This is a genomic window from Dyadobacter crusticola DSM 16708 (assembly GCF_000701505.1).
Lineage (GTDB): Bacteria > Bacteroidota > Bacteroidia > Cytophagales > Spirosomataceae > Dyadobacter > Dyadobacter crusticola.
Genome location: NZ_JNJB01000006.1, coordinates 408,599 through 421,831, shown reverse-complemented (window position 1 = coordinate 421,831; position 13,233 = coordinate 408,599). Strand labels below are relative to the sequence as shown.

Genomic DNA, 13,233 nt, shown 5'->3' with positions numbered 1-13,233 from the left:
AATTGATTTTGTAAAAATAACTTATTCCGACCCCAGGTTTGCCCCTCCATCAATGTCCGTCCTGAATGGCGACGCAGGAAGGTTGGCTGAGTTATATAAATTAATGCCTTCCGGATTATCCTGCCAGGCATAGCGAATGTATTTGGGCGTTTTCACGGTTTCACTGCTCAGCTCGATCTGATCTTTTCCCAGGATTTTCGCGTTGGCCCAAACGAATTTCTTATCATCCCCTGCAATGGCAAACCAACGCAATGTTTCACCGTCCATCGACTTGATTCCATCTGCAACATGGTCGAAAGTGAGAATGATCTTGTCGCCTGTTATGCTTTGTGATTTCAGTGTCGGGCCGCTGTAAACCACATGCTTGTCTCCATAAGCCAGGTTTCTGGCAGACAGCGCCAGTCTCTTTCCAATGTCTTTTTTGTTTAACGGGTGAATGTCATTCCATTCTCCCAGGTCCAGCGTCACCGTGACAGCCGTATTTTTCAATGTCAATGCCCGGTTCTGAGCTTCCCTCAGCAGCGCCATGTTGCTCTCTGCGGGTGTAAAATCGATATCCTGGAAATTGGGCAGCTGCACAACCAGAAAAGGCAGGTTATCGTCATTCCAAAGCCTGCGCCGATTGTTGATCAATGCAGGTAAAAGTGTGTAATAAGGCTTCGGATCATCCACATTCGACTCCCCCTGATACCAAAGAAACCCTTTCAGCTTCATAGGCAACAATGGCGCGATCATCGCATTATATAGTGCCGCAGGTTGGTTTTGAGTGACAAAAGGAGCTTGCTCAGGATCTCTCCTTGGAGCTGACTCAAAAACCTGTCCTACTTTGTATTGCCAGGTCCCTTTCAGATCAATCCGCTGGTCGTTAGCCGTCATAAAATAGGGTTTATCAGGTACAAAGCCGCCTTTTTTAGCCGTATTGGTAACCCGGACCACAAATGTATTCTTTCCCGATCTCAGCAAGCCAGCGGGAATTTCGTAGCGACGTGGCGGATACTGATAAGTTACATTCCCTATTTTCTCGCCGTTAACGAACATTTCATCCGCATCCACAATGCGTCCCATATACAGCTTTACCGGCTTACCGATCCAGCTTTCAGGCACTTCAAATTCCCTGCGAAACCACACGACGCCGTTCAGATTTTTCAATCCCTGATCTTCCCAATATCCCGGAATGTTGAAGTTCCGCCAGCCTTTGGGCTGATAGGATTCGCTTTCCCAATGCTCGGTAAGTCCTGTATCGGTTGGTTTAGGTGGCCTTGGCGCATTGGTAACCGTGCTCTGCTTCCTTTCCCGAACGTAGGCAGTGTCTTTATTTTGATTAATAACCTTTTGAATGTCAACAAAATCTTTGTAGCCACCTTCGCTGATCCAGGCTTCAATGGGCGTGCCGCCTACCGAGCTGTTGATGATGCCGATCGGCACTTTATATTGATCATAAAGATCTCTCGCGAAAAAATAGGCGACCGCGCCGAAGCTGAGCACGTTCTCAGGATTGGCTACCTTCCATTCTGCGCTTGGAAAATCCTGTTGCGGGCCATTCAGATCGGTTAATGTGGGGATAAAAAAGTTGCGGATCTGCGGATAGTCGGCGGTGGCAATATCCTCGGGGTAGCGCTCTTTAACACGCTCCATGTTGATCACCATATTACTTTGTCCATTACAAAGCCACACATCCCCGAATGCTATGTTCCTGATCCTGATCTCGTTCCTGCCTTTTATGAGCATTTCAAAACCCGTCCCCGCAGGCTGGGCAGGCAATTGGATGCTCCATTTACCATCCGCCCCGGTGAGCGTACTCCTACTTTTGCTTTTGAATGTTACCGTCACCTTTTCCTTCGGCATTGCCCAACCCCAGATCGTGATGGGCTGGTCGCGCTGCAAAACCATATTGTCGGATACCAGCTTAGGCAGGCGAACCTGTCCCAAGCTGGTATCCTGACTCTGTCCATTTTGACAGCTCAAAACAAACGTCAGCAAAACCACTAAGATACTCCGCAACGAACTTCGATTTGTCATCGATTTTTTTTGATCAATATCCGGAATTTTGCGGAAACTTCGGACCTTCCACCACCCGGTCGATCTGCGTCTGCGGAATAGGGCGAAGCATATTGAAATCCTTCACATAAGCGGCGGCTTCCTGGTTCCACTCCTGCACGCGACGAACGAGTGAGCGCGCCCGCACGAGGTCATGCCAGCGCTGCCATTCTCCGAAAAATTCACGGCTGCGCTCGTCCAGGATGAAGTCCAGGGTAACCTGGTCTGCGGTGATGGTCATAGCCGCTGCGGCTGCTGCATTCTGGGCTGTGGTGTTAGTCTTCCGGAAAGCGGCCCGCTGCCTGATTACATTGATCAATGCGGCCGCTTTGGCGTTGTTGCCTGCTTTGAAGTAAGCTTCGGCACCTGTCATATACACATCCGAAAAGCGGTATAAAACGGCTGGACGGGTTGACGGATCGTTGAAATTCGCGCCGCGGCTTGGGTCCATGAATTTTTTCAAAGCAGGGAAAATACCATTGTTCCAAAGACTTGGCGGCACTACAATGCCTTTGAACGGCCTGTTTCCTACAAACTGAGGCGCACCCGGCACTTCATAATCCGGCAGCCAAACCGCAGTATCCACGCCCGGAACTGTTGTGTAACTGATCCCACGCAGGTTATTGGTGGCATTGGCCTGATTGGTAACCGCAGTATTGGAAATGTAAACGGTGTAAAAAGAATTGGCATAGCGCGAATCCACATCCCGGTTGGTGAAAGCCTGATCGAGGAAATAGTTCTTTCCAGCGCGCGGGCCAGTCGCGATCTTATCCGAATTCGGACGCATCCGCACATACGGACGGCCATAGTACGAGTCGCGCAACATACCCGACGTACCGCTGTTGACAAATGCACCCGCCGCATTCTTTATGGAATTGATACCACTGTTGTTAGGATAATTCCAGTTGGTAAACCACGGACTCAAATTCTGAGCCGCGCCTCCCCCAGCCTGTCCTCCAACCTGGTAATAGCCGTATTTGGGATCCAGCACGTGGTCGCTGACGAACATTGTTTCTTTGCCGTAATCATTCGCAGGTACAAATGCATCGCCGTAGTCCTGCCACAGATCCAACCCGTAAGCCGATTTATTGGCGATAATGTCATCGCAAATCGTCGCCGCCTGTGTGAAATCTGAGGCGGTGTTATTCAGCCAGCCGCGGGTAAGATAAGCCTTTGCGAGCAGTAACTGCGCCACCGGCTTAGTCGCCGCTTTTCCCAGGAAAGGTGCCGTAGGCTGGTTCGGCAGATCGGCTGCCGCCTCTGTCAAGTCCTGAATAATGAGGGCGTAAACGTCTGCTGCCGGCTGGCGGGATGCGGCTTGTGAAGGTACAGTGATGAATTCCGTATGCAGCGGCACATCGCCCCAGGTTTGCACCAGATAGAAATACCAGAATGCCCTCAGAAACTTGGCCTGCGCCAGGTATTGCTTCCGCGTAGCTTCGGGAAGATCGATTGTTGCGCCGTATTGAAGCACGCCGTTCAAGGTGTTGATATCCTGAAATGCAATGCCCCAGGCAGAACCAAAGTTGCTGCTGTTGAGTCCGTTATAGGTATATGCCGGACCCCCGCCCGAGTTAACGCCCTGGATAAATTCATCAGTCCCGGCCTGCATTTCTATTGTAAAACCTTCGGTACCCCATTGACTGCGGATATCGTTATACACTCCGGCTATACCGCCCAATACACCCGACGGGCTGTTGAAATAAGAAGGGACGATCTGGGATTGCGGATGTTCTTCGAGCACTTTTTCGCACCCGGTGCTGAATGAAGCGATCAGGGCTGCGGTGATCAGCGATTTTATGGTTTTCATAGTTGGATTAGAATTTAAGGTTTACGCCCAAAGTGAATTGTCTTACCGGCGGAGAATTCAGGTTTACCGAGATCTGACGCTCTGGTGCGCCGCGGTCACTGGCGCCTTGCGGGTTCAGTGTAGACTGTCCGGTAGCGTAGCTGTTTCCCTCGGGATCAATGGCCAGATCGTCTCTCACCAATGGCGAGTAAATGATGAATGGATTAGTCAGGTTGACGTAAATGCGCGCAGAACTGCCGCCGATCTTTTTAATCAAATCACTTTCAAAAGTGTAACCGAAGTTGATACTGCGGCATTTGATGAATGAACCGTCATAGTAACCCAATGTAGAACCAAAGTTGGCCACTGCGCCGCTCGCATCAGGAGCAGGGAATGCATTGGTAGGATTGGTTTCGGTCCAGTAATCCACTTTTACCTGGTTCACGCGGCTTTGGTTAAAGAACGCAAAACCTCCCGAACCGGTGGAGTTACCCGTCAGATAAGGCACGAGTACTTTCATGCCCATTCTCGCGTAGGTTACGATGGAGGCGTCGAAATTTTTAAAGCTGAAACGGCTGGTCAGTCCACCTTCCCATTTAGGTTGAAAATTGCCCAGGATTTGGCGGTCGCTGGCGTCGATCTTATTATCGCCGTTCAAGTCTTCCACGCGGATTTGTCCGGCAAATTGAACGGGCGAGGTTTGCTGCGCCAATGTTCCGTTTTCAGCGTCGGCAGTTTGCCAGATACCCAGCTTTTTGTAATCATAAATCACCGAAAGCGGTTGTCCGACAAACCATCCGGCGCCTGTATTGGATTTTTCTTCCGGCGTGGTCAGCTGCGTGATTTTTTCTCTGTTAAAGAAATATGTCGCGTCAATGCTCCAATTGAAACCTTTTTGTCTTCTCACAATATCGAAGCTCGCAGCTACTTCTAAACCTTTTCCTTCTGTTCTACCCAAATTCTTCAAAGTCGAACCGGCTCCATTGCTCGGCGGCAGGGGTACAGACAACAGAATGTCCTTGGTTTTCTGGTGATACCAGTCTACAGAACCGGTAATGCGGTTATCAAATAAGCCAAAATCAATTCCGATGTCCACCTGCGAAGTTGACTGCCAGCTCAAATCGCTGGAAGGCAAGCTGGTAACAGTGTAGGCCAGTTGCTGCCCGGCAGTTCCCAGGCCGAAGTTGTAATAACCGGCTGATAATGCACCTAATGTTGAATATGCGCCTACGTTCCTGTTGCCGGAAATACCCCAGCCGCCGCGCAGTTTGAGGTTTGAAAGGAAGGTTACCGATTTCATAAAATCTTCCTCTACCACATTCCAGCCTAAGCCAATTGCAGGATAATTAAAATACTGGTTGCCCGGAGAGAGCGTTGAAGAACCGTCGCGGCGCAATGTCAATGTCAGCAAGTACTTGTCTGCATAGCTGTAATTCAACCTACCCATATAGGATAGCAAGCCGGTTTCTGAGAATGAATTACCAAAATCAGAAGGTGCGACAGGTTGTCCACCTGCCAGTGAAAAGTTCGATGTTTTGATATAATCCGCCGGCACACCCGTCACGGTGAAGCGACTGCCGAGTGAATGGTTTTTGGTGTATTCGTAAAGCGCGGTGAAGCCCAGTTTATGCTTGTCTGCGAATGTTTTATCAAAATACAGTAAATGTTGCAGGTTCACGTCCCAATATTCGGTGTTGCTGATCTCGGCTGTGGATCCGGCCTGAGTTGTTGCCGTGTTAAAGTAAGTCAGCGGGCCATTGTAGTTGTTCAAATTCGATTGACTGAAATTCAGACCTGCATTGAAACGGTACTTCAATCCCGGCAGGATATTGACCTCTGCATAAAGGCTGTTGAATGTTCTCAGTGCCCGCGTGCGTCCCAGATAGGCATCTTCTTTGGTCATAATCGTCAATGGACTTACAATTGCGGCATCAATGGAACCTTCGGCCGGAAAGGTATTCACCGTCCCATCTGCATTGTAAGGTGATGCCAACGGAGTCAGGCGCACAAGACCGCCCGGCACGCCGCCACCGCCCGGTGTGTTCGTGTAAGTCAGCGTATTGAGGGTATTCAGACCGATTTTGATGTTTTTACCAATCCTTTGGTCAATTGTTGCGCGCAGGTTGAAACGCTGGAAACTCTGGTTTGGAATGATCCCGGTTTCATTGAAATACCCCAACCCAAGCGAATACTGTGTGTTTTCCACACCGCCCTGCAATCCCAGTTGGTGATTGGTCATGAAACCTGACTTATAGATCAGGTCCTGCCAGTCGGTCGACACGCCATTATCTAATGCCTCCTGTTCTTTTTGGGTGAGCAGATAGCCCGACGTTCCCGGAGCTGTGCGGTTGTATTTGGCTGCGTCGGCTTTAAACTGCGCATATTCCTGTCCATTCATGACATTGAATTTGCCCATCGCCTGCGTTACCCCGTGATATCCATCATAGCTGAACACCGGCTTACCCACTTTTCCTCTTTTAGTGGTAACAAGAATTACTCCGCCTGCCCCGCGTGAACCGTAAATAGCTGTTGCAGAAGCATCTTTCAGCACTTCCAAACTCAGAATATCGTCCGGGTTGATGTCATTTAACCCGCCAAATGGAATTCCGTCGACCACCACGAGCGGACCGTCAAGGCCGTCGCTCGAACCTGAGCTTGTCGTTAATGTCCGGTTTCCGCGAATCCTGATTTGTCCCTGCGAGCCGGGCGTGCTTCCATTACTGATGATGGAGACACCCGCCGCGCGGCCTTTCAGCTGGCTTACCAGGTTTGGCGCAGGAACTTCCCTCAGTGTGCTTTCGCTGACAGAAACAACCGAACCTGTGACATCCCGTTTCCGCTGAACGCCGTATCCTACCACAACTACTTCTTCCAGCGTCTTATCGTCAGCGGCAAGTGTTACATTGATAACCTGCTGTGTGCCCACGGGCACTTCCTTCGAAGCATAGCCTACCAAGGAAAATACCAGCACGGCATCGCCATTCGGAACTGTCAGTCTGTAATTCCCGTCCTGGTCTGCACTGGTTCCCTGAACGGTCGATTTTACGATGATGTTTACGCCGGGCAAGCCCTGTCCGTCAGCACCCGTAACCTTACCTGAAACCTCAATATCGGCGACAGCTTCGGACCGCGTTTTTACTTTACGCTCCAGCAACGCATTCCGGCCTGTATCGGCAAAAGCCGGGGCGCCGAGCAGCAGAATGGGCAGGCCAGAGATACCCAATATCCTGGCCCACATGTTTCGGTCTAATAAATATTCCTGCATAAGTTCTGTATGGATTAGAGTGTCAGATGAGTTTTAAATGAGCTTGTTTCTTTTTCGAAAAATACGGAAGTGTCAAATTGACAATACTTGGTTGGAACGCAGCTTGGGTCAATCACATGGCAACTGTGCTTCATCATTTTTTCCAGATTTTATTTAATTTATAGCTGACAAAAGTAGCTGGATGATACCCACAGCTGTGAGCATTTTTGTTCATTTTAAAGAAAAGATTGTTCAAATCGAGCCGGAAAATGCCGGATTCTGTGAGAAGTTTGCATTTTTTGCATTTATCTTCTGTCTCAGGGTAACTTTCAAATCCCATTCGCTCTTATGCGCTCCAAAATTGTACTGTTGTGTTTTTTAGCGTTACTGCCTGTTCTGTCCAGTATAGTGGTACCGAGCGCTTCTGCACAGCTCGCCGAGCCGAAATTCACCTCGCTGACTTCCATGGATGGATTGTCGTCCAACACTGTGACGGCTATCCTGAAAGACCGTTACGGGCTGATGTGGTTTGCAACTGACGACGGTCTGAACAGATTCGATGGAACGGATGTGACAGTTTATCGCCACGACAAAAAGGATTCGGCTTCACTCCGGTCGAGCGATATTTCGTGCCTGCACCAGGACCGCGCTGGACGCATCTGGGTGGGTACCATTGAAGGCGGCCTGCATCTTTACGACAGACGGAAAGATGCATTCGTCAGCATCCCCTCGCCGCATAGCATTACCAGCATTGCAAGTGATGAAAAAGGGCAGATCTGGGTGGGTACCACGGCGGGCCTGATGACCGTAAACCCGAAAACACATCAGATCAGCACGTTCCTATCTCTGCCAAACATACCTGATCAGATTTCAAAGGGTATGATCCTCAGTATCGTCATCGACAGCAGAAAATGGATCTGGATCGGGACCAGGAACGGTTTGTATAAAATTGATCCCAAAGACAAAAACAGCGAATACATTGACTATCTGCAAGCGCTGCCAGATGACGCCGCCGCACGCACGGTCAAATCCATTGCAGAAGATTCGGAAGGAAATATCTGGGCGGGTACTTTCGGCGGTTTGTTCAAAATCAATGCAAACGGGCAGATTCTAAAACACTACAAATATGATCCGCAAAACAAGAATTCGCTGAGCACCAACATGGTTTTTGGTATTGCCTGGGAAAAGCGAGACCGTCTGTGGATATGCACCGATGCCGGCCTCAACATTCTTGACACCAAAAATGAAAACATCACGCGCTACGGCCCCGACGCACGGACGCAGTTCAGTTTAACCAATAAGTCGGTACGCTGTGTCTGGATCGACGACCAGGGCATTTGCTGGCTCGGCACCTACAAAGGCGGCGTTAATAAGTATGATCAGAACCTGGCCATTTTCGGCTTAAAGCGGTCGGATGTAAATGATCCGTTCGGGTTAAGCGCGCCTTTCGTCACTTCTTTTGCGCAAACCACGTCAGGCGAGCTGTTTGTGGGCACGGACGGTGGCGGACTGAATTTGTACAATCGGCAGACTAATCTTTTTAAAAAATTCACCATTGATCCAAAAAACAGGACTGCCGCCTCCGGACTGGCTATACTTACGCTGGAACTGGTTTCAGAAAGTGAGCTTTGGATAGGGACTTTCAAAGATGGCCTTTTTCAATTCAATCCAAAAACAGGCAGTTACACGCAATTTCTCCGGGGTAAAGACGAATCCAGCCTGAGCAACAATGAGATATTTTGTCTGAAAAAAGACCCGTCTGGCAAGCTGTGGGTAGGTACAAATGGCGGTGGCGTGCATTTGTATGATCCGGCCACCAAAAGTTTCAGGAGAATGTATGACGCCAGTGTTCCGATCGCTCAGCGCATTATTCCACTCAACGGCTACATACGCGATCTGCTGCTGGACAAGCAAGGAAAGCTCTGGGTTGCGACGCACGGCACGGGCATTGCGGTCTTCGACCCTGTTACACAAAAATCAGTGCTGCTCAACAAGCAGACCAGCGATTTGCCGGGCAATATCGTTTTCTCGCTTTTGGAAGACAGCAAAGGCGATATCTGGGCAGGTACTTCGGGCGAAGGGCTGGCTTTGTACGACAGGCGCACTCAAAAGTTTGTTTCCTACGGCGCGACAGAAGGTTTAGCGAGCAACATTATCAATAAAGTGCTCGAAGACGCGCAGGGGCGCATTTGGGTGAGTACCAATCATGGGATCAGCAGTTTTGATTTAAAAACCAAAAAATTCACCAACTACACTTCCTACAACGGCATTCAGGACCGGACTTTCGTGCTGGGCTCGGGCATTCGGGCTTCCGACAACACGCTCTTTTTTGGCGGAATAGCCGGGTTCAACTACATCGACACACGCAGCCTGCCGAACAGCAAACGCATTCCGCCCATTATCCTGAAAGATCTGAAAATTGGTAACCGCAGCATTACCCCGGCCGATTCCAGCTATATAGACGCCGCTATTGCGGTGGCCAAAACCATTAAACTGGATTACAAACAAAACTTCTCGATCGGATATGCGGCGCTGGATTATACCAATCCCAAACAGATGAACTACCGGCACCGGCTGGTGGGAATGCAATCCGAATGGAACGAAACGGGACTTACCAACCAGGCGAGCTATACGAATCTGAGTCCGGGCGAGTACGTTTTTGAAGTGCAGGCCAGTAAGGACGGCCGGAACTGGGGACCGCAAACAAAGTCGGTTGCAGTAATCGTCAAACCTCCTTTTTACCTGACCATTTACGCGTATATTTTCTATTTTCTCGCGCCATTTGTAATTGTGTATCTGATGAGAAGGCGTGGGATCCAGAAGCTGCAAAGGCAGTTCCGGGAACAGCAGCAGCGCGCAGAAATAGAGCGGGCGCAGGAGTTAGACCGAATGAAAATCAAGTTCTTGACCAATCTGAGCCACGAATTCCGGACACCCATTTCTCTGATCCTGGCCCCTGTTGATAATTTGCTGGTCAAGACTAAATCCACCGAGCTGCACCCACCCGTGAATGCGATCAAGCGCAATGCAAAAAGATTGCTCAACCTGGTGGATCAGCTGCTGGATTTCAAGAATATGCAGGAACAGGAAGTGAAGCTGCACTTAAAACGGCAGGACATTATTTTGTTTATAAAAGATACCTGCGACCAGTTCAGCGATCTTTCCATTCGAAAAGGGATTCAGTTTAAAATAGCGAGTTCCCTGGATCAGCTGGTCATGGATTTTGACGCGGATAAGCTCGAACGGATTTTGTTCAACCTGCTTTCCAATGCTTTTAAGTTCACGCCCAAAGGCGGCGAGGTAGCTTTGAACGTGCAGCAGCGGACGGAGTCAGAAGGGAGACACTGGCTGCAAATCAACATTTCAGATAATGGAACAGGCATTGCCGAGGATCAGCATGAAAAGATCTTCGACCGGTTTTACCAACATGATACAGATTTGACAGTGCTGAACCAGGGAAGCGGGATTGGCTTGTCTATCGTGCGGGAATTCGTGCAGCTGCATCAGGGAAAAATAAATGTTGAGAGTCAGCCGGGCGCGGGCAGCACATTTACAGTAGAGCTGCCGATTGCGGATCAGCAGGTTCCTGTAATGGAACAACCTCAGCCTGAATCCGTAACAATGCGTGAAGAAGCTGAAAATGGCTTTCCAAAGCTGGAAAAGACCAACTTGAAAGAGCTTTCAAATGTTCTGATTATTGAAGACAATGACGAATTCAGGCACTATTTGAAGGAGAGCCTGATGCAATATTACCATGTTATTGAAGCCAGCAACGGGAAAGAGGGTTGGCAAAAAACACTCAGCCACCACCCGGAACTGATCGTAAGCGACGTGGCGATGCCCGAAATGGACGGGATCGCATTGAGCCAGAAAATCAAGTCGGACAAGCGCACCAAGCACATTCCGATCATACTTCTAACCGCCTCCACCGGCGAGCAGCAGCAGCTCGAAGGTCTCAATTCGGGCGCGAACGATTACCTTACCAAGCCCTTCAACTTTGATATCCTGAATGCAAAAATCAATAACCTGATTTTACTGAACCGGCTGTTAAAAGGCGTTTACTCCCGCCAGATCCAGGTTTCAGGCCAAGCGCCGCAGATCGAATCGAGCCAGGAAAGATTGCTGAAAGATATGCTCACCTACATTGAGGATAACCTGCATACCTCGCAGTTGAGCGTCGAAAATTTGAGTAAGCACGTGGGCATGAGCCGGGGAACATTGTACAGCAAAGTACTGGAAATGAGCGGCCAGACGCCCATTGAATTCATCCGCTCCATTAAACTTGAAAAGGCGGCATTATTACTGGAAAACAGCGATCTGAGCATTTCGCAGATCTCTTACATGACCGGCTTTACGGCCCCGAATTATTTTGCAAAATCCTTCAAAGCCAAATTCAACATGCTCCCAACGGAATATAAGCTGAGGAAGCGAAGGCAACCTGACGGGAATGCGCGAATGGCTGATTCGTCGCGTCGGTTGAGCATTTCTTAGTTAGGATGTTCAGTTAGAAAAAAGATGATATTTGAAACGCTATTTATTAGCCTCCAACTATTTGTATGAGTTCTGAATCTTGAAAGTGTAATCTTTCAGGTCGAAATCTAAATACAATTGTAAATATGAATCTGAGTAAAATAGCCCGATTCACATTGATGCCTTTGATTGTATGTTTTCTAAACATCCAATGCAAGGACCTTGATAAAGAGACCGGCCCATGCGACTGTCAGAGTAAAGTAGTAAAGAAAGAAATGAAGAATATAGAAGCCGTAGTGGTTTATATCATTGGCAACCAACCTGGCGGTAATCAAGGACTACAAAGTCACTCTTTTTTCATCTGTTAATCTCGGTGTTCGTTACTACGTCACCGCCACTGTGGGGCCATTGATGACTACGAGCGAAATATATTTTCCTACGCATCGGAAGCCCAACGCGCTTCGAGCGAAAATGAATTGGAAATGCGGCATCCCGATTTCACATTCCAGCGATTATAAAAAGCAGCTCGTCGCAATTTGTACGCAAGTGCAAGGGCGGACCGACCTTTTCCGGGCGCCCTGTGTCGAAGATCACGCAACACCACCTTTGTCCTTCCCTGAGACTTTGAGGCGACATCTTCAATGGTAACATACATTGCAACCCATGTAAGATATCCACGCACTTCCCGGGAGATTTACATAAATTGCTTTTTTTACCAAACACCCTATCCACATGGCACATACTACCTCCAATCCAAAGATCCACGAAGGCCGTAATTTGAAACGTTTCAGAGAGCTCCTGGGCCTGAAACAAGACGCCATGGCGTTTGAGCTCGGTGAAGATTGGAACCAGCAGAAAATCTCCCTGCTCGAACAGAAAGAAAAGATTGATAATGATATTTTGGAACAGGTTGCGGCGATTTTAAAGATTCCGGCTGAGGCGATTCGGAATTTTGATGAGGAGCAAGCGATCAATGTTATTTCTAATACATTTCAGGATCAAGCGTTTTTCGGGAATTCATTTGGCACCTACAATAACAATCCAATTGATAAGCTAATGCAGCTCCATGAGGAAAAGATTGCTTTGTATGAGCGGATGTTGAAGGAGAAGGATGAGATGATGCGGCGGTTGGAGCGGTTGATTGGGGGGAAATAAATAACCAAACTATCTGCAGAGACTCCGATCAACATATGTTTTGTTTCCGTTCCCATTGATGTAATAGCATCCTCCTCGTGGTCCAGTTTATATAGGTACGTTGTGCGGGTTTGTAGGTTGGTGTATTATAATCACTCGCTAAAGAATATTTACCTTATCTATTTGGGATGAACTAACAATCGGTTGTGTACTGCTCGACACTACCTGGTCTTTTTGCCTAAGCTCTTCCTTTAGCTGATGGATGTAGTTTGATAAATATCGATTTTCTTGATTTTTACTCTCTATGTACTCATTTTTGGTTTTTAATGAATCCAACATCGAAGACAGCTTATTAAGGCATTCAAATTTCTCCTGATCTGCTGTCAAGTATTTTTTCTGCAAACTTGACAATCTGGCAATTTCAATTTCTAAACTTGATATCCTCTTTTGTTGAGCTATAACAAGAGTTTTTAATTCACTTTTGGAATACCATTGCTTTTGAGCGTAAGTAGTTAAAGATATTAGGACGACGAGCAGCGTAAGGGTATATTTCATATTG

The 13,233-nt window shown here is 48.3% G+C and carries 6 protein-coding genes; 2 read left to right on the top strand and 4 right to left on the bottom strand.

The genetic code is table 11. The features are described 5' to 3' along the window. Positions 1-21 precede the first annotated feature (21 nt). Genes Q369_RS0110220 through Q369_RS0110210 form a run of 3 tightly spaced genes read right to left on the bottom strand, consistent with a single transcriptional unit; the run spans position 22 to position 7,091 of the window. Positions 22-2,019, bottom strand: coding sequence for a sialate O-acetylesterase (locus tag Q369_RS0110220; protein ID WP_031527712.1), 1,998 nt, complete (start codon positions 2,017-2,019; stop codon positions 22-24). Between the two features lie 13 nt (positions 2,020-2,032). Beyond that, positions 2,033-3,847: a RagB/SusD family nutrient uptake outer membrane protein gene (locus Q369_RS0110215; RefSeq protein WP_031527711.1), complete on the bottom strand. Its 1,815-nt coding sequence runs from the start codon at positions 3,845-3,847 to the stop codon at positions 2,033-2,035. A 7-nt stretch (positions 3,848-3,854) separates the two neighbouring features. Beyond that, a complete protein-coding gene (locus Q369_RS0110210; RefSeq protein ID WP_031527710.1) occupies positions 3,855-7,091 on the bottom strand; it encodes a SusC/RagA family TonB-linked outer membrane protein in 3,237 nt (1,078 codons plus the stop codon). A gap of 327 nt (positions 7,092-7,418) precedes the next feature. Between Q369_RS0110210 and Q369_RS0110200 the strand changes: the two genes are divergently transcribed. Together Q369_RS0110200 and Q369_RS0110190 are read left to right on the top strand one after the other, a co-directional pair. Beyond that, the gene (locus Q369_RS0110200) at positions 7,419-11,561 is read left to right on the top strand and encodes a hybrid sensor histidine kinase/response regulator transcription factor (protein WP_031527708.1); all 4,143 of its coding nucleotides are present in this window, start codon (positions 7,419-7,421) and stop codon (positions 11,559-11,561) included. 711 nt (positions 11,562-12,272) lie between these two features. Beyond that, on the top strand, positions 12,273-12,695 hold the full coding sequence (locus Q369_RS0110190) for a helix-turn-helix domain-containing protein (protein WP_031527706.1): 423 nt from the start codon (positions 12,273-12,275) through the stop codon (positions 12,693-12,695). Positions 12,696-12,833: 138 nt separating this feature from the next. Here the strand turns inward: Q369_RS0110190 and Q369_RS0110185 are convergent, their stop codons facing one another. Next, a complete protein-coding gene (locus Q369_RS0110185; RefSeq protein WP_031527705.1) occupies positions 12,834-13,229 on the bottom strand; it encodes a hypothetical protein in 396 nt (131 codons plus the stop codon). Positions 13,230-13,233 lie beyond the last annotated feature (4 nt).

Excerpts from the sequence above, each read along its gene's own strand:
- Q369_RS0110185 (WP_031527705.1), bottom strand. The coding sequence starts at position 13,229 with ATGAAATATACCCTTACGCTGCTCGTCGTCCTAATATCTTTAACTACT.
- Q369_RS0110190 (WP_031527706.1), top strand. The coding sequence starts at position 12,273 with ATGGCACATACTACCTCCAATCCAAAGATCCACGAAGGCCGTAATTTG.
- Q369_RS0110200 (WP_031527708.1), top strand. The coding sequence starts at position 7,419 with ATGCGCTCCAAAATTGTACTGTTGTGTTTTTTAGCGTTACTGCCTGTT.
- Q369_RS0110215 (WP_031527711.1), bottom strand. The coding sequence starts at position 3,847 with ATGAAAACCATAAAATCGCTGATCACCGCAGCCCTGATCGCTTCATTC.
- Q369_RS0110220 (WP_031527712.1), bottom strand. The coding sequence starts at position 2,019 with ATGACAAATCGAAGTTCGTTGCGGAGTATCTTAGTGGTTTTGCTGACG.
- Q369_RS0110210 (WP_031527710.1), bottom strand. The coding sequence starts at position 7,091 with ATGCAGGAATATTTATTAGACCGAAACATGTGGGCCAGGATATTGGGT.